18 protein-coding genes and 1 pseudogene are annotated in these 17,770 nt (G+C 39.6%); 8 read left to right on the top strand and 11 right to left on the bottom strand.

What is annotated here, in order from left to right; translation table 11 throughout:
- Positions 1 to 14: 14 nt before the first annotated feature.
- Positions 15 to 791: a ChaN family lipoprotein gene (locus ACTRWE_RS14820; protein ID WP_462880227.1), complete on the bottom strand. Its 777-nt coding sequence runs from the start codon at positions 789 to 791 to the stop codon at positions 15 to 17.
- 308 nt (positions 792 to 1,099) lie between these two features.
- Here ACTRWE_RS14820 and ACTRWE_RS14815 point away from each other — a divergent pair, with 308 nt between their 5' ends.
- Positions 1,100 to 1,519, top strand: coding sequence for a hypothetical protein (locus ACTRWE_RS14815; protein WP_010388755.1), 420 nt, complete (start codon positions 1,100 to 1,102; stop codon positions 1,517 to 1,519).
- 38 nt (positions 1,520 to 1,557) lie between these two features.
- Here the strand turns inward: ACTRWE_RS14815 and ACTRWE_RS14810 are convergent, their stop codons facing one another.
- On the bottom strand, positions 1,558 to 2,001 hold the full coding sequence (locus ACTRWE_RS14810) for a GNAT family N-acetyltransferase (protein ID WP_054201530.1): 444 nt from the start codon (positions 1,999 to 2,001) through the stop codon (positions 1,558 to 1,560).
- A gap of 267 nt (positions 2,002 to 2,268) precedes the next feature.
- Here ACTRWE_RS14810 and ACTRWE_RS14805 point away from each other — a divergent pair, with 267 nt between their 5' ends.
- Together ACTRWE_RS14805 and ACTRWE_RS14800 are read left to right on the top strand one after the other, a co-directional pair.
- On the top strand, positions 2,269 to 3,102 hold the full coding sequence (locus ACTRWE_RS14805) for a hypothetical protein (protein ID WP_010388758.1): 834 nt from the start codon (positions 2,269 to 2,271) through the stop codon (positions 3,100 to 3,102).
- Positions 3,103 to 3,114: 12 nt separating this feature from the next.
- Complete coding sequence (locus ACTRWE_RS14800) at positions 3,115 to 3,690, top strand: DUF6843 domain-containing protein (RefSeq protein WP_010388759.1); 576 nt, start codon at positions 3,115 to 3,117, stop codon at positions 3,688 to 3,690.
- A 123-nt stretch (positions 3,691 to 3,813) separates the two neighbouring features.
- Here the strand turns inward: ACTRWE_RS14800 and ACTRWE_RS14795 are convergent, their stop codons facing one another.
- Positions 3,814 to 4,314, bottom strand: a complete 501-nt coding sequence (locus ACTRWE_RS14795; RefSeq protein WP_008130525.1) for a lactoylglutathione lyase family protein — start codon at positions 4,312 to 4,314, stop codon at positions 3,814 to 3,816.
- A gap of 104 nt (positions 4,315 to 4,418) precedes the next feature.
- Here ACTRWE_RS14795 and ACTRWE_RS14790 point away from each other — a divergent pair, with 104 nt between their 5' ends.
- Positions 4,419 to 5,285 carry a LysR family transcriptional regulator gene (locus tag ACTRWE_RS14790; RefSeq protein WP_016899976.1) on the top strand — a complete coding sequence of 289 codons (867 nt, stop codon included), beginning with the start codon at positions 4,419 to 4,421 and terminating at the stop codon, positions 5,283 to 5,285.
- Between the two features lie 37 nt (positions 5,286 to 5,322).
- On the opposite strand, the gene ACTRWE_RS14785 is transcribed toward ACTRWE_RS14790, so the two are convergent.
- The 6 genes from ACTRWE_RS14785 to ACTRWE_RS14760 are packed head-to-tail and all read right to left on the bottom strand — an operon-like array spanning position 5,323 to position 13,422.
- Positions 5,323 to 6,402, bottom strand: coding sequence for a heparan-alpha-glucosaminide N-acetyltransferase domain-containing protein (locus ACTRWE_RS14785; protein WP_016899975.1), 1,080 nt, complete (start codon positions 6,400 to 6,402; stop codon positions 5,323 to 5,325).
- Complete coding sequence (locus ACTRWE_RS14780) at positions 6,386 to 7,024, bottom strand: hypothetical protein (protein ID WP_016899974.1); 639 nt, start codon at positions 7,022 to 7,024, stop codon at positions 6,386 to 6,388. The genes ACTRWE_RS14785 and ACTRWE_RS14780 overlap by 17 nt, the downstream gene beginning before the upstream one ends.
- Positions 7,017 to 9,365 carry a GNAT family N-acetyltransferase gene (locus ACTRWE_RS14775; protein WP_016899973.1) on the bottom strand — a complete coding sequence of 783 codons (2,349 nt, stop codon included), beginning with the start codon at positions 9,363 to 9,365 and terminating at the stop codon, positions 7,017 to 7,019. Before ACTRWE_RS14775 ends, ACTRWE_RS14780 begins: the two co-directional genes overlap by 8 nt.
- A gap of 24 nt (positions 9,366 to 9,389) precedes the next feature.
- The gene (locus ACTRWE_RS14770) at positions 9,390 to 10,568 is read right to left on the bottom strand and encodes an MFS transporter (RefSeq protein ID WP_016899972.1); all 1,179 of its coding nucleotides are present in this window, start codon (positions 10,566 to 10,568) and stop codon (positions 9,390 to 9,392) included.
- The gene (locus tag ACTRWE_RS14765) at positions 10,565 to 11,884 is read right to left on the bottom strand and encodes a lysine N(6)-hydroxylase/L-ornithine N(5)-oxygenase family protein (protein ID WP_013462790.1); all 1,320 of its coding nucleotides are present in this window, start codon (positions 11,882 to 11,884) and stop codon (positions 10,565 to 10,567) included. Before ACTRWE_RS14765 ends, ACTRWE_RS14770 begins: the two co-directional genes overlap by 4 nt.
- The gene (locus tag ACTRWE_RS14760; RefSeq protein ID WP_462880226.1) at positions 11,884 to 13,422 is read right to left on the bottom strand and encodes a pyridoxal phosphate-dependent decarboxylase family protein; all 1,539 of its coding nucleotides are present in this window, start codon (positions 13,420 to 13,422) and stop codon (positions 11,884 to 11,886) included. Before ACTRWE_RS14760 ends, ACTRWE_RS14765 begins: the two co-directional genes overlap by 1 nt.
- 383 nt (positions 13,423 to 13,805) lie before the next feature.
- On the opposite strand from ACTRWE_RS14760, the gene ACTRWE_RS14755 reads away from it, so the two are divergent.
- Positions 13,806 to 14,255: a GyrI-like domain-containing protein gene (locus ACTRWE_RS14755; RefSeq protein ID WP_462880243.1), complete on the top strand. Its 450-nt coding sequence runs from the start codon at positions 13,806 to 13,808 to the stop codon at positions 14,253 to 14,255.
- 74 nt (positions 14,256 to 14,329) lie between these two features.
- On the opposite strand, the gene ACTRWE_RS14750 is transcribed toward ACTRWE_RS14755, so the two are convergent.
- Together ACTRWE_RS14750 and ACTRWE_RS14745 are read right to left on the bottom strand one after the other, a co-directional pair.
- The gene (locus ACTRWE_RS14750) at positions 14,330 to 15,007 is read right to left on the bottom strand and encodes a haloacid dehalogenase type II (RefSeq protein ID WP_462880225.1); all 678 of its coding nucleotides are present in this window, start codon (positions 15,005 to 15,007) and stop codon (positions 14,330 to 14,332) included.
- A 443-nt stretch (positions 15,008 to 15,450) separates the two neighbouring features.
- Positions 15,451 to 15,663: pseudogene (locus ACTRWE_RS14745) on the bottom strand (FMN-dependent NADH-azoreductase); the annotation flags it as partial.
- 131 nt (positions 15,664 to 15,794) lie between these two features.
- Between ACTRWE_RS14745 and ACTRWE_RS14740 the strand changes: the two are divergent.
- The 3 genes from ACTRWE_RS14740 to ACTRWE_RS14730 all read left to right on the top strand — a co-directional run.
- Entirely contained in the window at positions 15,795 to 16,421 is a 627-nt protein-coding gene (locus ACTRWE_RS14740) for a LysR family transcriptional regulator (RefSeq protein WP_462880224.1), read from the top strand.
- A 37-nt stretch (positions 16,422 to 16,458) separates the two neighbouring features.
- Entirely contained in the window at positions 16,459 to 16,650 is a 192-nt protein-coding gene (locus tag ACTRWE_RS14735; RefSeq protein WP_462880223.1) for a hypothetical protein, read from the top strand.
- A gap of 288 nt (positions 16,651 to 16,938) precedes the next feature.
- On the top strand, positions 16,939 to 17,770 hold an 832-nt coding region (locus ACTRWE_RS14730; protein ID WP_462880222.1), incomplete at its 3' end, for a hypothetical protein.

Here is a 17,770-nt window from a genome sequence, read left to right as displayed (position 1 = left end):
ACAGTGCCAACCTATTATTGGCACTGTGTTTTCTCCCCTCGTTTGGCTAAAGCTTTAAATGCCGCTTGTTGATGTGCTTTTTGCACATAGCGAGCAGGCAAAGCGTTAACTTCTAATTGATAACCACTTTGCTCAGATTGTACTTTTGATACTGGCGAAACCCATACAACATTAAGCTCTGGGGCAATTCGCTTAATTACCCGCGCTATGCCTTCACCATTTCTCACATGAAAATCACCGGCTAAATGTATAACCTGCGTGCCCTTATTTTGACTAATATAGTTAACGATAGACTCAGCCATGGTTTCGTCCCAAGTAACTTGCGCGGCGTAAAGTTTTTCGTTTTTACTCGCCGTTCCATGATGAATGGATTGCATAAAGCGTTCTTTATAAAGGCTTGGAGAAGTATCTATCTCTTTTGCAATAAAACTACGCTGTTGTGGGTCAAGCTTATTAATATAATTAATACCTTGGCGACCAATACAGGTAACAATATTCTTAGGCGCATTTGCAGCTATCACATCGCTATTTTGCATCTTCGCCAATTCCACTAACGCACGATAATCGCTCTTATAATTAGGCCAAGCCTTAGTGTTATCAATTAAGTATTGTTCGCCAATTTTACTCTCAAGGTAAAGGCTTAGTGTTTGCTGATCAGCGCGGCTAAATTGCTCAAGCGATAGAGCAATAGGCTTATTTTGCGTGCTTAATTGCTGAAACAGCTCAGCCTGAAATAAGTGCACACCGGGGTGTGTATGCCATTCACCGACTAAAACAATATCGGCATTCAAAAGCTGGATTCTGACAATATTGAATTAACTCGCTGGCCATTTGCATTATAAAGCCCGTAATTATACAAGGATGAACTTTGAGATACTGATACTGTGTTTATACTGCAGCCTGATAATCCACTGAGTAAAACAAGTGCTAAAAATGGGTTTTTCATATCGGTTTTTATAAAAATAAGAATCAAAACAATGAAGTTAGTATACACAACAAACTGCTTTAAACCCACAAATGCAAATAAAAACAATTATCATTTGATGTTTTGGAGTTTCTGTTTTACAGTCTTAAAAAATAAACAGATATGGAACGTACCATGGCATTACCTTTTTTATGTGCTCGACACAAACAACATGTTTTATGTCAACCAGAACAAGCAATTATAGATATTCAAAATGCGCAGCTAAGTGGCGAAGCGCTGTTTAAACGATACCAATTTGCACAAGCATTGCCGTATTTGGGGTGTGCACTTGAAAGTGCGTCCTTGTTAGCTCAAATGTATAACTGTGCAAATAAACAGCAAATCATACAAATTACCTCACTTACAGAGCGCCTTTATTCCACACTTCACTTTTTAGACGAACAAAGTGCTGCGCACAATGCACTCATACAATCTATTAATCTGCTAAACGAGATATTGTATAGCGATGATGAATATCATGACTTAGCGCTTTCATGCATTACACAGCTAAAAAAATTAGCACTGCAACATCCTCCACACCTTACTAAGCACTAATTTTTATGGCAATAAGCAACGCGCTAAACAAAATTGGGTTAACTTTTTATATTAATAATGGCTAACATATCTTCTTCGTCTTCATCTAGGCCAACTTCTTCAAACCCAAAACTAGAATAAAAATCCTTAGCTACAGGGTTTTGCGGGTTATAACAAATCTCGATTTGTTCAAGCTTAGAAGTCGTTTTAATCTCTGCAATTGCCATGAATAGTGCTTGGCGGCCAATACCTTTATTTTGATGATGTTCATCTACCATAAAACGCCAAATAGAAACTTTTGTAGGGGTTTCTTGCACCCACATAAAAAAGCCTACAGGCTTATTATTTTGGTAAATAGCTTTACAGGTATGCCCAACATTATAATGAGACTCAACTAACGACCACATATTACTCGCTACGTAATCTTGTTGCGCTTTGGTAACGTCTAAATCGCATACCTCTTCGTAATTAGCAGAGGTGACACCTTCCAATGAAATGTTCATTATTGTCCTTAATTTCAAACATGGAATTATAAGTAGTTTTGTTTTATCACGTTATCAGCACTAACATATCTAGGCAATGTATTCTTTTTAGGCACAAAAAGCCGCAGTAATAAATACTGCGGCTTTGTTTACATAACACGTGTAATTCTTTATTGATAACAAACAATAGTACTGTGCTTTTGAAGCTTTTCAGAATTGTTATGCTCTTAAGCTGGTGTTACTATTATCGAAACGGATTTTTAATTATCAATAAATGGAATTAAGGTTATGGCTATTCAATTAGCAAACTACGAAATTAATATACGCTCATTTCACCCTGAAAAAGACTTTGGCTGGTCTGGACTAATGTTTGAAGGAGATAATCGAGGGTTTTCGCTAAAACCTAGTGGTATTAAACCTACGACCTCAAGGATTTGGCATCGTCTACGGCTTTCTACAAAAAATAGTAAAATTAGTTCTATTGATACAATATCAGATCCATCAAAAGCACCGTGGGAAGATAAGAAAAGAATATATTCTGGTAACCTTGCACCAAAAGGGCGTGTTACCCTCAAAGAAAAACCTCCAACTAATAATAGTATTTATCAGTATCAGTTAGACGGCCAATACGGAGGAGTTAATCACGCAATGCCAGGTTCTCCTCAGATGCAAGAAAGATTAGACTTTTCATACGTGCCAACTTTAAATGTTAAGTATAAAATTATTATAGACATTGATACTGTTAGCGGTCACATGGATATAGTTACTTATATCACTGGCGATGCTTTTCCTAATTGTGAAGCATTTATTGTTGGTCCTGGTGGGCAATCTATCTCCCTTGGTATACATGTTCGCAAAGGTGCGCCACCACTAAGCTTATCTCTTAATGCTGATTACCCAATGATTGTAAGCGCACTCCGTTTGCCTCTCAACAATAATGGTAGTTTTAAAGGGACCGTAGGCGATGAACTATTTAGACAGGCAAATAAATACCCCAAATTAAGCTTTCATAAAATAGCGGATTGGAATTATCGTTTCACTTCTATTCCAGCAAATAGCGGTCATTGTATGCTGCTTGAAAAAGCGAGTTTAGAAAACTGTTTTAATGGCTTACTTAAGTAAAAAGGCGACTCGATGAAACCCATCTTTAAAGCACACTTTTTAAAAATATTGTTTTTTGGTTCAATGATATCGTTATTATCAGCCTGTACAGAGGTAAAAAAAAGTGAACCCGTAATTTACCTTATACCTGAAAATTATGTTGGCTCTCTATACATAATATTTAATGCACCAAACGGGCATCCACCGAAATACGAAGACGGCTCTCGGGTATATGAAATACCACCATCAGGTATACTCGTTACACAAATGGATGCCAACGAGGGCTGGATTGAAAACAATCAAATACAATACTTTGAAGTGAGTAATGCGAATGAAAGAACACCCATAAGCGAAGACTCTTCATTAAAAGATAAAGATACTACAGACGATGGAGAAACAAGAACTGTGTATGTGGGTGGCCTAGGTGAATCGGGTCCAATATATGGCTGTACTGTGATTAATCAAAATTTTACGGTTGGTACAGACGCAGAACAGACCGACAGGAAAAATTTATTCAGTATATACGATGCTATTAAGCGCAAAAATATAGATGAAAAACTTTTCAAAGGTATGTGTAAGAATAGTAAAGATGTTACATCACACCAATAATAAAATGTAGTTACTTTTTCAAAATGCCAATATCCGACGTATTACTTAGCTAATTACTAAAGCTATTCAAATAAAAAAGCCGCAGTAATAAATACTGCGGCTTTTGTTTTTAGCTAAATGCTTTTAATAAGCACCAGCGCTATATATAAGCTCGTAGCTGTGGCTGTAAATCTCAAGGATGTTACCAAACGGGTCTTCCATGTAGATCATGCGGTACGGCTTTTCACCAGGGTAATAGTAGCGTGGCTCTGGCATACGTTTTTTACCACCTGCAGCAACAATACGATCCGCTAAGCCTTCTACATCTGGGTCTTGTACACAGAAATGGAAGATACCGGTTTTCCAGTATTCAAAGTTGTCTTTAGGGTTTTCTTGGTCTTTAAATTCAAAAATTTCTACCCCAATTCGGTCGCCTGTTGAAAGATGCGCTATTTTAAATTTTTCCCAATTTGGACCAAATACATCGGTACACATTTCGCCAATTGGGCTGTTATCTTCAGTGATCACGGTAGGCTCCATTATGGTGTACCAGCCCATCACCTTAGTGTAAAACTCTACGGCTTTTTCAACATCGGGAACTGAAATACCAATGTGCGAAAAACTACGTGGATATGTATGACTCATAATAAATACTCCTACTTAACTATGTTTAGTTGATGGAGTTAGTTTACGAACTGACCAACATTAAGTAAAATTATCATTAATCATCATTTTGAGTATATTTTGTAATGATAAACCCGACATGGTTAAACACGTTTTGTACTTTAGTTGAGGTAAATCACTTTACCCAAACCGCCGAGCGCCTTTATATGACCCAGTCAGGCGTAAGCCAACATATAAAAAAGTTAGAGCAGCAAGTAGATTGCGCCTTGCTTGAGCGCCACGGTAAACAATTTACGCTTACCGTACATGGGCAAAACTTGTATCAGCAAGGCAGCTTATTATTAAAAGAATGGCAGTTTTTAGAGCAGCAATTAAAAGATGATTCACCTTACAGCGGTTTAGTAAAAATACAGTCGCCAGGCAGTTGCGGGCTAAAGTTTTACAATCAACTATTAGCACTGCAAGTAGAGCACAAGAAGCTAATTATAGATTACCGCTTTGCTCCAAATACCAGTGTTGAACAAGCAGTGGCAAACCATAGTGCCGATATTGGCTTTTTAACTCAAGCGCCTACTCTAAGCGAGGTAACTAGCCATAAAATAGGCCAAGAGCCTTTACTATTGGTAACACCGGCCGCAATAAAAGGCCCAACATGGAGCGCATTAAATGAACTGGGCTTTATTAGCCACCCCGATGCAAAACATCATGCACAGCTTTTATTAAGTGAAAATTTCCCAGAATTTGAACATGTTGATCAAATTAAGCAAACGGGGTTTTCTAACCAAATAAGTTTAATACTGGAGCCGGTAAGTTTAGGGCTGGGTTTTACGGTTTTACCCGCACACGCAGTAAGTGCTTTTAATAAACCTGCGCTTATTAAAACGCATCATTTAGCTAATCCAATTAGCGAAAATATTTATGTGTGCCATCACCGAAATAGGCCGCTAGCAAAGCGTATGCATTGCGTTATTGATGCGATAAAAGCAGGCTAGGGCACCTAAATCAGCGCCCGTAAAGCCCCTTTATAGCTTAAGCTGTACGTTTAGCTTTTTGCGTAATGTCTGTGAGGCTCTGTTTGCTTTTTAAATAAACCTTGTGCACAGCAAAAGTAAGTAAAGTCATTAATACCATCATACAAAGTGTCGGCCAAAGGCTGAGGGTATGATAACCAAGCGCCCCCATAAACCAGCAAATAAGTACCCATTGAATAACATACAGCGCGGTTACATGTTTACTGGCATATAAAAGAGCACGTGTAATAGGGCCATTATATTTATCAGCAAAAATATACTGTATAGCCGCTAGGACACATAAATTTAAGCCAACTAAATAGCTAATACCGCCGCCATTTAAATGGAAAAAGTTGCCAAACTGTCCTTTAAAATCAATGGCTAACCATATGCCGCCAATAACCAGTAAAGCAGCACCAAGTTGTGCACATACTTTATATAAGTAATCGGCATTTTGTTGGTTACTAAGGTATAAACGACCAAGTACATACCCCGTTAATATCGCACTTATCCAAGGAAAAACCGGAAAATACACCTGATAGTTATTAGCGAAAAACAAATCACTAATATAAGGTGAAAGCGTAAATTGCTGCCCCCTTACAAACTGGCTCAAAACTGCAATTGCAATGGCTAAAACCGCAATCCATGTTGTTTTCCAACGGGCAATATTAAGCACACCAAACAGTAATAAGCTAACTCCAGCCAGTTGTAAAATATCACCTGTTAACACCATAAATTGTAACTGCCCAGCACTGAGCGGACTTTGCCAGCCATAAGCATTTATAAACGCCTCAGGCATGGTATTAAATACTTCAATAGGTAGCCAAAACTTGGCCGCATTCATTAAATAAGCAAGCAGTAAAAGCTGTAAACCTCGCTTAATTAACAGTAAGGGGGTTTGCCTACGCGAAAGCGCCATAGATAGCCCCATTGCCACTAAAAACGAGGCGGTGCCTTTGCCAAGTATATGCACAACCGTACCAAATATACTTTCACTTTGAAGCGTCGTGGAGGCATACATCCATAAGGTATGCACAATAATCATAATAAAAACGCTCGCACCACGCGCAAGATCAATCGTTTTAAGACGTTGGTTCATTGGTTTTAATGTCCTTTTTAGGGCAGGTTTGGCATTTGCTATAACCGGCTAAATAATAGCGGCAACAGGTTAAACGCTGGGGTTTTTCAGTAAATGGCGTATCAAGATTAAAGTGTTCACAAATAAGGGTGTGCAGCTGACGATGGCAATTGTTGATATGTAAAGTAGTAGCAAGGTCTAAGCTATGAGCTCGCTCAATGGCGCTACATAATGAATCGAGTAATAACCGAGCTTGTTCTTTTTTACCAAGTGCATAGTCGGTATTTACCCATTCACCAACTTGGCTTATAAAATGAGTAAACGCTTTGGTTTGCTCAGTTTTACTTACTAACACGCCATTATTCAGGTTAAACCCACGACAATAAGCGCCATTTACCGCTAACGACATGTTAATGGGATCAGCCGTACTTTGCTTGCAAGCAAACCAATAGCAATAAGCGTAAACAGCTTGCCAGCAAAGCTGTAAATACAAATGCCGACTAATAAATTGCTTAGGCGCAGTAGGGTACTGCGCCTTACAACGAACTGTTAAAGCGCGCACTAATAATAAGCTCGGTTTAAAAGTTCGTTGCACGGGTTGTTGGCAATATAAAAACTGCGCAAGGGTAATCGGTTTAGCCATACAGCTTTGCCGATACGGGGTTGTTTAAGTTACCAGCAAACTGCAAACTACCTGCCGGATCCGTTAAATCAACCATTTGCTCATTATTACCCAGCTGTAAGCGGTTTAAACAAGAGTGAGCAAACTCATCACTAAAAAAGTCATACTCTTTAAATCGCTCATTTAAAGCAGGAGTAGCATGTTGATATGCTTTAACACTTTGCGTAACACACTGCCAAAAGTCATGCTCTGTAATACGCTCTTCCCGCACTAAAATTGCCACTAAGTATCTAAAGAAGCAGTCAAATACATCGGTAAATATACTTAATAGCTCAAGTTCTTTAGGCATAGAAACATGAATACGTTCAACGCCTGCTGGCAATACTTCAGTGCTATTAAGTAAGGCAACCTCTTCACCTATGTCTTTCATATATGCGCCCACTGGCACCGAATTTTTAAGCTTTAAAATGAGGTTTTCGCCGTGAGGCATAAACACTAATTTATGCGCGTAAAAGCAATGTACTAGCGGAATTAAATAAGCATTAAAGTAGGCACGTAACCACTGCTGCGTGCTCAAACCACTTTGCGTTATCCATTCGCCCACTAAACTTTGGCCATTATTATCTAAGTGTAATAACGCTGCCATGGTGGTCAGTTGTTCATCACTATTTAAATTATGATTTGGGTTTTCTCGCCATAAACAGGCAAACATTTTACGATAGGGTGTATCTCCAAGCGCGCTTTGCTCAAACGTATGATGGGCATAGCCTAAAGTGGCGTATTCTCTAAGCGCTGTAAAATTAGCGCCTGCGAGTTGTTGATCTTGGCTAACCTTAGCAAATACCCAATCGTTAATGGCAGGAGTCACCGCCATGTAAGCACGCGATAGGCCACGCATAAATCCCATATTTAAAATCGACAACGCCACTTTTAAATACGGCTTATGCGGGTGCGAGCAATTATATAAGGTCCGAATTGACTGTTGCGCTTGATATAAATCGTCACCTTCACCTAAATACACTAATCGCTGATTTGCCAACTCATTTGCAAATACCACACTCAATTTGTGTTGGTACTGCCAAGGGTGAGCAGGAATGAGTAAGTAATCATCGGGGTTTAGGTTTTGAGCTTTTAGCGCTGTGTTAAACGCATCTCGAGTGGTTAAATCTAGTTCATCACTTATATGGCTTAGGTAATCGGCAAAGTATTCACTATGGGCAAAGTCGCATACCGCTTTATGCGCTGCTAACCACAGTACTTTAAACGGTTTGCCTACTTCTGGCGCATAACGTAAAAAGTCAGCTTTACTAAAACCAATGCGGCCATTATTAGCAACAAAGGCAGGGTGACCTTCGCTCATTGCGGCTTCTATTTTTTGCAGCCCTAAATTAGCTAACTGCGCCGCTGTTAACGTGTTATTTTCACGTTTAAAGCACGCACTGGCTAAAGTAGCATTTAGCTCTTCAAGGTAGGTGGCAAGGCGCTTACCCGTTAAACCTAGCGCAGGCCCTTGCATACTAAAAAAGTGCAACACATCTAGCGGCTGCAGCTCTTCGTTAAGGTTGTAAAAGCATAGGCTTGGCTCGTCTATATCAATATGGTTTAGTGCCATAGCACGGCCATTAAAAATAAAGTAACCGCCTTCAACGTTTACTTTAAAGCCTTGCTTTGTTGTCTCTGCAACCAATAAACGCTCGTGCACTAGCTCAGTCAGGGCTTTAGCTTGTAAATGCCGGTTTGCCCATTGCCAATGTGGCTGTATCACGTAATCAGTTTGCAAAGGTGCTAACGAATCAGTAAATAGTTGGCTGTGCCTATCAAAGGCTGCTTTATTACAAAAGCCTAAATAAGCGGCTTTTTCGCCCAGTTGAATTTGCTGGGTGTGCACAAACCCCAAACGCTTATTTAAAGTATGGATTTTACTATTAGCAATGTCGGGCTCAACCACAACACGGGCGGCACTGTTTTGAGCAAAAATACTTTGCAGCACGCACTGCATCATTTCAAAACTAAAATGGCGCTTAGGTGCCGTGTTAGGCGCTAATAAAATATGCATACCTACATCATTAGGTTCAACTTCGTACGCCGCTTTCATTAAGCTTTCGTGCTCAGGGCTATAAAGCTCAACTAAAGCCAATAGGTTATTATTTTGCTCTATAACGTATGCCTGATGATGAGGCGTATCAATAATAGCTTGATACGCTTTAGTTATTTGTTGCTCGGTTTGCTGCTGCATACCCCAAAAGTGCGCATACGGTTGCTTAAGCCAATCGCAAACTGTTGGCATATCTGTTTGTTGTAATAACCGCATCGTCACTTTGCCGGTATGCTGTAGGATGGTTACAAAAGATGAAAAATACATAAAAACTCCAATAAATCTTAAAAACTAAGACGCTGAACGCGCAGTTCGAGCAACCGCCTTAACCCGCCAAAGCAAAATAAAGGCAAGGCTTGCAAAGCCAATGGCAGCAAAGTAAAACACAACCGTTGTTGAAAGATGCTCTACGCTCATACCCACTAGTAACGACGCTAAAATAACCCCGATGTTTTGAGCAATGTGCACTTTGGCAAAGTCGCTGCCGTAATGTGCAGGCTCACTTTTAGCAAATAGTATTACCTCTAGTAGTACCATCACTTGAAATAGCGCAAAGCCATATAAAACACGTGATAAAATCACTAACCCCACCGACGCCTGCGCTTGTAAATAAAGCCCAAGTGCCCCCAAAATAAGTGCACATAACAAAGTGCTCGTGCGGCTTAATGTTGGAAGTGGTAAATGCTGTCTATAATGGTTAAAAACCAGCATAACAAGCGCAGCAAAAGCAGGAATGGCGTATACAACAGCGCTTTGCAACGTGCTGCTTTGTGCGTTTAATGCTTGCCAATGAGTAGTAAAGAAGGGGCGAATTAAAAACGCGCTAAAATAAACCACCACACTTAAAAAGCAAAATTGCCAAATAAAATAGGGAATACGTTCTCGCGGTTTTTCAGTCGCTATTGCTTGCTGATAAATACCTGTTTTTAATGAATACATTAAGTAGGCGCATAATAAAACCTGAACTAGGTCACCGGCACTACTGAGTAATAACGCATAGCGTGGCTCTGCTAAACTAAAGAAGTAACCACCAATTAAAGCACCACCAATCGCACCAAAGTGCATCAATACAGAAAACAAACCAATAATAGATAAATGCTTAGTTTGTTGCTCTAATCGCAGTGCAAATGGGTATATAAGTAGGTAGCTTGCCTTTAGCACCAACATAAGTTGGTAGTAAATCCAAAACTCCCACACATTGGTCGCAAAGTAGCAAAGCAGGCCAAAACCAGCGGCTACTACTTGGGTTACTAACCACAAAGCCAACTCATTGTATTTTTTAGCGACCTTAGCCCATAGTGGTAAAGCCAGCATTACAGTAATACAACAGTTAGCCACAAAGAGGCCGATTAACGTGGCGTTACTAATAGCAAATTCACTAGCAAAAAATTGCGGATAAAACGGTAGCAACAAGGTATCGCATACCACCGAAATAACCGTCAGCAAAATTAGCGCTAAACGAAGACTCATGCGGCGCTACTCTGCTGTTGTGCTGATAGGGTTACATCACTTAAATCAAAGTTTTGAAAAGCAATTTTTTGCTCAACCTGATAAGGCGAATAACCTAAAATTTCACGTAAAATAATACTATTACGGTAGCAAGCCATACCTAAATCTGGAGTTACAAAACCATGAGTATGCTGCTCGGCATTTTGTACAAAAATACGTTTTTGTTCGCTATCTACCGCATATTCACGACTCACTAAATAACGACCTTGCTCATCTTGGGGTAATTGGTGGGCAATATTATTTAAAAAAGCAGGGCGCTGATATTTAAAGCCCGTGGCGCAAATTAAAAAGTCGGTTTCTATTGAAAAGGGCTGCTCAAGCTCCTGATGATAAAACTCAGTCAGTAAACGCTTACCTACTTTTTGAGTGATTGTTAGCTTGCTGTTAGTTTTAAATGTAGTAGAAATTGGCCCATCAAGGCTTTGCGCGTAGAGGGTGTCGAAAATGTCGTTAATTAAATCGCCGTTAATGCCTTTAAATAGATTTTTTTGGTTTTGATTGAGCCAATCTCGCTGCTCAGTTTTTAAATTATAAAAGTAATCAACATACTCAGGAGAGGTCATTTCAAGGGTGAGCTTAGTATACTCAAGCGGAAAATAGCGCGGTGAGCGTGCTATCCAATCTAACTGCAAGCCTTGCGGTACTGCTTGTTGCAATAAGGTGTGGTAAATTTCTGCTGCACTTTGCCCAGCCCCTACCACAGTAACCCGTTTAGCTGCCTTTAATTCATCAAGCCGATGACAAAAATCGCTACTGTGCATTACGTTATTTGAGTTACTTTGCACAGCGCAATCAGGAATATACGGTGCAGGCCCTGTGCCCAAAACAATATGGCGAGTCACATAATGTTGCGTACCATTGGGGGTGTTACAGCTAACGGTATAACACTCACTTTGCGCGCAAAACTCAACTTGAGTGACTGTTTGTTCAAAGTTAACATTTGAAAGCTGCGAGCAAACCCATTGGCAATATAAGTTGTATTCACGGCGCAATAAAAAAAAGCTTTCGCGAATATAAAACGGGTATAAACGATTATTTAATTTGGCATAATTTAAAAAGCTATACTGGCTGGTTGGATCTGCCATGGTTACTAAATCCGACATAAACGGAGTTTGTAATGTAACGCCCTCAAGCATCATTCCTGGGTGCCAGTCAAATTCACTACGTTGTTCTAAAAACAGGCTTTTTACATCTTCAAGCGGTTCACTTAAACACGCTAAAGATAAGTTAAATGGGCCAAGGCCAATAGCGATAAAATCGTAAGGTTGATTATCCATTATGCAATTTCCCTATATGTTTGCCATGCAATGTGGCTAATTTGCTCAATAACAGCGCGTACATCAGATAATTGGCACTGCGCATTAAGCAATGTAAATTTAAGGTAATGACGACCATTTATTTTTGTACGGGCAACCATGGCTTCACCGGTTTGTAAAAACGTTTGTCGTACATGCAGGTTTAAAGAGTCGAGTAAATCAAGGTCATGTTTTAAGTCATCAGGGGCAAATCTAAATACCAAGGCACTAAGCTCGGGGTAGTTAACTACTTCAAAGTCGGGATGGTCGTTAAGTACAATATGCGTTTGGCGCGCAAGGCCAATAACTTTATCGAACGCGCGGCCAAGCGGTGCTTCTCCAGTGGTGCGCAGTGTTAGCCATAACTTTAAGGCATCAAAACGGCGAGTGGTTTGCAGGCTTTTATCAACCAAATTAGGCGTGCCATTTCCCGCCTCTGCTAATGGGTTTAAATAATCGGCATACAAAGTAATGTGGCTAAAATGACGTTTGTCGCTTAATAAAAAGGCACTACAACTAACCGGTTGCATAAATGATTTGTGATAATCAATCGTTATTGAATCAACCAACTCAATGCCATTAAGCGCATTGCGGTGGTGCTCGCTTACCAACAAACCGCCACCATAAGCGCCATCTACGTGGCACCATAGCTGCTCTTCTTTAGCCTGCATGGCAATATTATGGATTGGATCGATTGAGCCAAAATCAGTTGTGCCTGCGGTAATAACTACTGCAATGGGTAAATCACCTTGCGCTTTGCTTGTTGCTATGGCGGTTTTAAGTGCCTGCATATCCATTTGCATTTTGCTGTTTGTAGCCACTGGCACCACGGCGTTGTAACCTAAGCCCAGTAACGCCGCTGCTTTTTGAATACTAAAGTGCGCCACCTCAGAGCAGTAAATTTTAAAGCGCGAGGCAACAGCTGGTAAGCCCTGAAGTTTTACCTGATGTTCTGGCGCATAGCGGCTAACAGCCACTTCACGAGCAACTAACATTGCCATTAAGTTTGATTGTGTGCCACCACTAGTAAATACTCCATCGGCAGTGCTTGGCAATGCTGCTTTTTGGCATGTCCAATCAATCAGCTTTTGCTCAATTAACGTCGCGCCTGCACTTTGATCCCACGTATCTACCGAGGTATTAATAGCGGCAATAATGTGTTCGGCCACCACAGCAGGATAGGTTACAGGGCAGTTTAAATGAGCCATATAACGCGGATGATGAAAATACACAGCATGATCTAAATACACGCCTTTTAGCTCTTCAAGCACCGCCGGAAAGTCAGCCAATGGCTGTGATAAATCAACATCGTTTACGACTTCTGCTAACGCATTTACCGACACACCTGAAAATGGCTTTTGGGCTTTAGCCATCGCTTGCTGAACTGCCGACAACCCTTGCAATGACGCTATCTGATAATTAATGAACTGCTCTAAATTGAATTGTGGGGGCAAGCCGCTTTGTTCAAATACAGCCTGTTTTTCAATGGTATTAATATTTAACACTTGAGATTGAGACACATCAACATTCCTTGAGTACACTTTTTAGGTGTAAGGATCTTAATGATAATGATTCCCATTTACAATAATGAAAAAAGATTAGATAGCAACTTTTTTTTAATTAGAGCTAATAAGCTTGTCGTATATTTTTAACTAAAATCGATAAACTTCACTATTAAACGACAAGCATTACATGCAAAAATAAAGTTAAAAAAGAGGGAAGTTGAGCAATTATTTTAGCGGTAGCAAAGCCACGTTTAGCGATTGGCACCTATTTAAACATGAGCAATAAACACGCAATTGAGCTTAATAACCACTGTTTATGAAATATTTAATACAAAATTTAAAGTATTGGCGGTTTTTCTGTTACGTTGGTGTTTGTATTAACGCTAAAGGACGTCATGATGGAAGTAAAACAATTAGCAAGTCAGACCTTAATCGGCTTAAAAGTAAGAACCTGCAACGCCAATGAAATGAATGCTGGCACTGCAAATATAGCTGAACTTTGGCAAAAATTTGGTGAAAAGTTTGCCAACAGCCTCACCCAAAACACCAAAGTGTATGGTGTGTATACTAATTACGAAAGCGATCTCACTGGGGACTTTGACGTAATTGCCTGCTGCGATAATTTATCAATTAAACTCCCTGAAGCTAAAAAAGTAACCACCCAAGCGGGGCGTTATTTGGTATTTAAAGGTGAGGGTGAAATGCCCGATGCAGTAATCGATTTATGGGGCGAAATTTGGCAATACTTCAGCTCAGACGATTGCCGTTATGCCCGCACCTACACTAGCGACTTTGAGTACTATAAAAGCAGTAACGAAATAGAAATTGCTATTGCAATTGAAGACTAAAAAACGGCTAGGTTTGTAAGCGCAAACCTAGCCTTTCATTGGTGTAATTTAACCCCTGCCAACTAAATCATTGGTTATTTATTACTGGCTAGCTTAGTTTTTAAATCATGTATATCGCACGCCGTTATTGTAGGCGTTAGTTCCCAGGGATCAAAAATAGCCTCACTTGAGCGCTGTATCCACGCAGCACGCATACCGTGCGATAACGCCCCAATAACATCAAACGGATTACTCGATATCAACCAGGTATTAGCACCGGTTGAATGTGCCTGACGTAAAAAATGACTATAAACACCGGGGTTGGGTTTAAAGGTTTTAATATCATCGGCGCTCACCACGCCTTCAAAAAGCTCACTTATGCCTGCGGTTTCGAGCAAGGTATTTACCGCACTGGCCGCACCATTAGAAAACGCAAATAACCGATAGTTTTGTGCTTTTAAGCTCTCAAGCCCTGCTTTTACATCATCAAATGCGGGTAGGGTTTTATAGCGTGCTAATAACTGTGCTTTTTGCTCATCGCTTAAAGTTACCTTGTGCAGTAAACACGCATAATCAAGCGCCTGCTCAGTACACAACGAAAACGGCACGTAGTTCTGCATTAAGCCGCGTCTAAACGAATATTCGAGTTGTTTTTCACGCCAAGTAGTCGAAAATGCGTGCGCGTTATCACCAACCATATTTTCAAGTAACGACACCACGCCATGGGTGTTTATAAGCGTACCGTATACATCAAACGCCAGTGTAGTTGCCATTAATGACTCCTGTTTAAATCGTTACTAAAACGCAATTTTACTACTCAATATTAATCACCTTATCAGTTAATAAAGTACAGTAAAAGCGCCCGCGTTTTAAGCAGTTACTGTAAACCCCCGTTACGGTTTGGTTAAAAATACCGCATTGTAAGATGGTATTTGATCAAGTAATTAATAAACAATCCTTTGAAATCCGAGACACACGCTTTGTCTTAGAATGGGTAGAAGGACTGTTGAGTTTGTAAGTGCTAGTTAGAAATCAAACAAAGTAATAGCTAAAAGTAGGGGATTACTGATTTATCTTGTTGCTTTAGACTTTGTCTAATAGGCAAAATAAGGATAACGGGTCAGTCAATAAATTTGATGTCTGAAGTCAAGATTTGACCCCTTTGGTTTGAAGTCAAGATTTGACCCCTTTGGTTTATGACCCCTTTGGTTTATCAATCATCAGGTGTAAATACTGCGCCTATCCAGTCTTGGGTAATAAAAGGCGGAGGATTCACACCAACATCACGGTAAAAATACTCATCTATAGCTTGGCGCTTTGCAAAGCTATCAATAAAATGCTTAGCAATATTTTTAGAGATTGAATCGTGTTCTGGGTTGTCGTTTTTAACAGCTCTTACGCTTGCATCAACGTGAAGTAGGGTAGTCATACTGTTTATCCTATTAGTAAATGTAGGTTAATCATCTTACTAACAGGCATATTTCACAAACGAGTAAATCTTAACTATAAATAAGTTATACTCATCTATAAGTTAATTCTATTTGGTGTGAATAATCCCCTATGCAAGTATCACTACAAGCACTTAAAGCCTTTGAAGCTGCGGCGCGTTTAGGCAGTTTTAAAGCCGCCGCGGATGAACTATCGCTCACCCCAACCGCGATTTCGCATCATATAAATAACCTTGAGAACCGTTTAAATGTGGATTTATTTTACCGCCAAGTTAGAAAAATCACTCTTACCCCCACTGGTGAATATTTAAGTGAAGCAACAAGCAATGGCTTTAACCTTATTAACCAAGCGCTAGCTACCGTACAAGCCAAAGGCACCGTCGTTAAAATAACCACTACGTCATCACTGGCCGCACTGTGTTTAATACCCGCATTACAGGAGCTATCAAAAAGTCAGCCCAATCTTGAAGTGGATATATCAACCAGTGAAGCCGTTGATAAGCAATTACACACCTTACCGGTTCGCTTTGGCCAGCAACGCAATATAAACGCTGATGACATTATAAAAACCGAACAATTTAACGTATTCGGCTCATACAAAGCCGCTGATATCCCATGGCAAAACGGCCCAGTTACGCTCTATACCACTAAATGGAAAAACAACGCGCTAAGTGAGCCTCCAATTAAACAATGGCTTACTCAAAACAACTTAGATCCTGCGTTATTTAGTATTAAATAAAACATTTGACCAAGAGCTATTTGGTATTCAAGAAGCTATGGCAGGCTCAGGACTGGTTTTTTGCTCAACCACGCTAGTACAACGATTATTAGACACCGAGTTACTTAAAAACTTTAATACCCACGTAGTTGAATCTGACTTTTGCTACTACATACCTAATAAGCAGCGCTTTCAAACCCGAAATACTCGCCTCGTTTTAGAATGGGTAGAAGGGTTGTTGAGTTTATAAGTTCTGAGCAGTAATAAAAGTACATAATAGCTAAAAGTAGGGGGTTACTGATTTATCTTAGTGCTTTAGACTTTGTCTAATAGGCAAAATAAGGATAACGGGTCAGTCAATAAATTTGATGTCTGAAGTCAAGATTTGACCCCTTTGGTTTCCTAAAAGTTTAAAACTAACAAAACAATTAGATTTCATGGAGCTAAAGCTGCCTTTTGAATACTGACTGATGTGTTTAAAGCTAGCTTTGCTTCCTCTAATCAATTATATTAATTATGTTTATTATCAGGAGATGCCATGGAATGGATTACAATTAAGGCACCAAAAAAACTGTGCCTGTACGACATAGATGAGAAAGCAACATTAGAAACGTACGTATTCCTATCTCAACTAGATCGTTTACCTAATGATAATTATGTCAAGTTAGATCTTTCAGATGTCAAAAAGGTAACGGCTGCTGCTGTACTTTACTTATTTGCTAATGTAATTAGTAGGCAGTTATATATTTCAAATAATTTTTATAGTGTAATTCTTCCAAAAAATACTGATGTACAAAGCCAATTTGAATGTACAGGATTACAAACGGCACTCAAGCAAGGGGGAACTAAAAAAATAGAGAGAATGTGGTGCGATGAAAACTCTAACTTTCTTTGCGGAAACAACAAAAATATCTCAGGATTTTTAGGTAAAATCAGGAAATTGACTGGATTAAGCACATTACCTCAGAACTTGGGAACTGCTTTAAAAGAAACATTTCTAAACATTAATCATCATGCCTATAACGGGCCTACTAACCTTGTGGACGTAACTTGGTTTAGTTATTTTGATCAAGGCGAAGACGATAAAGGGAAATATATTACGGCGTTAATTGCGGATAGAGGGCGAGGGATACCACAAACAATTAAGCAAACTTTCCCTGACTTTAATAATAAAAGAGATTGTTTTTGCATAGAGCATGCTATGTTAGCAGGTGTAACATCTACTTTAGAGGATGGACGAGGTGAAGGTTCAGTAAACATACAAAGACCTGTTGAACTTGCCAAACAAGGCCAAAAAGATAGTCTGCTATTATTATCAGGAAAAGGTCATTTTTTCTTGGAAAAACAAAAAAATACTCTTCCGCTTACAT

This window comes from Pseudoalteromonas sp. G5_S1_54_S4, from assembly GCF_054968565.1.
Note: the sequence above shows the minus strand (reverse complement) of the source record. Positions and strands in the feature narration are given on the sequence as shown.

Bases quoted from the DNA above. Each gene is read 5' to 3' on its own strand.
- ACTRWE_RS14735 (WP_462880223.1), top strand. From the start codon at position 16,459: ATGGCAGGCTCAGGACTGGTTTTTTGCTCAACCACGCTAGTACAACGA.
- ACTRWE_RS14805 (WP_010388758.1), top strand. From the start codon at position 2,269: ATGGCTATTCAATTAGCAAACTACGAAATTAATATACGCTCATTTCAC.
- ACTRWE_RS14755 (WP_462880243.1), top strand. From the start codon at position 13,806: ATGGAAGTAAAACAATTAGCAAGTCAGACCTTAATCGGCTTAAAAGTA.
- ACTRWE_RS14800 (WP_010388759.1), top strand. From the start codon at position 3,115: ATGAAACCCATCTTTAAAGCACACTTTTTAAAAATATTGTTTTTTGGT.
- ACTRWE_RS14815 (WP_010388755.1), top strand. From the start codon at position 1,100: ATGGCATTACCTTTTTTATGTGCTCGACACAAACAACATGTTTTATGT.
- ACTRWE_RS14795 (WP_008130525.1), bottom strand. From the start codon at position 4,314: ATGAGTCATACATATCCACGTAGTTTTTCGCACATTGGTATTTCAGTT.
- ACTRWE_RS14765 (WP_013462790.1), bottom strand. From the start codon at position 11,884: ATGGATAATCAACCTTACGATTTTATCGCTATTGGCCTTGGCCCATTT.
- ACTRWE_RS14740 (WP_462880224.1), top strand. From the start codon at position 15,795: ATGCAAGTATCACTACAAGCACTTAAAGCCTTTGAAGCTGCGGCGCGT.
- ACTRWE_RS14775 (WP_016899973.1), bottom strand. From the start codon at position 9,365: ATGTATTTTTCATCTTTTGTAACCATCCTACAGCATACCGGCAAAGTG.
- ACTRWE_RS14785 (WP_016899975.1), bottom strand. From the start codon at position 6,402: ATGAACCAACGTCTTAAAACGATTGATCTTGCGCGTGGTGCGAGCGTT.
- ACTRWE_RS14770 (WP_016899972.1), bottom strand. From the start codon at position 10,568: ATGAGTCTTCGTTTAGCGCTAATTTTGCTGACGGTTATTTCGGTGGTA.
- ACTRWE_RS14810 (WP_054201530.1), bottom strand. From the start codon at position 2,001: ATGAACATTTCATTGGAAGGTGTCACCTCTGCTAATTACGAAGAGGTA.
- ACTRWE_RS14780 (WP_016899974.1), bottom strand. From the start codon at position 7,024: ATGGCTAAACCGATTACCCTTGCGCAGTTTTTATATTGCCAACAACCC.
- ACTRWE_RS14790 (WP_016899976.1), top strand. From the start codon at position 4,419: ATGATAAACCCGACATGGTTAAACACGTTTTGTACTTTAGTTGAGGTA.
- ACTRWE_RS14750 (WP_462880225.1), bottom strand. From the start codon at position 15,007: ATGGCAACTACACTGGCGTTTGATGTATACGGTACGCTTATAAACACC.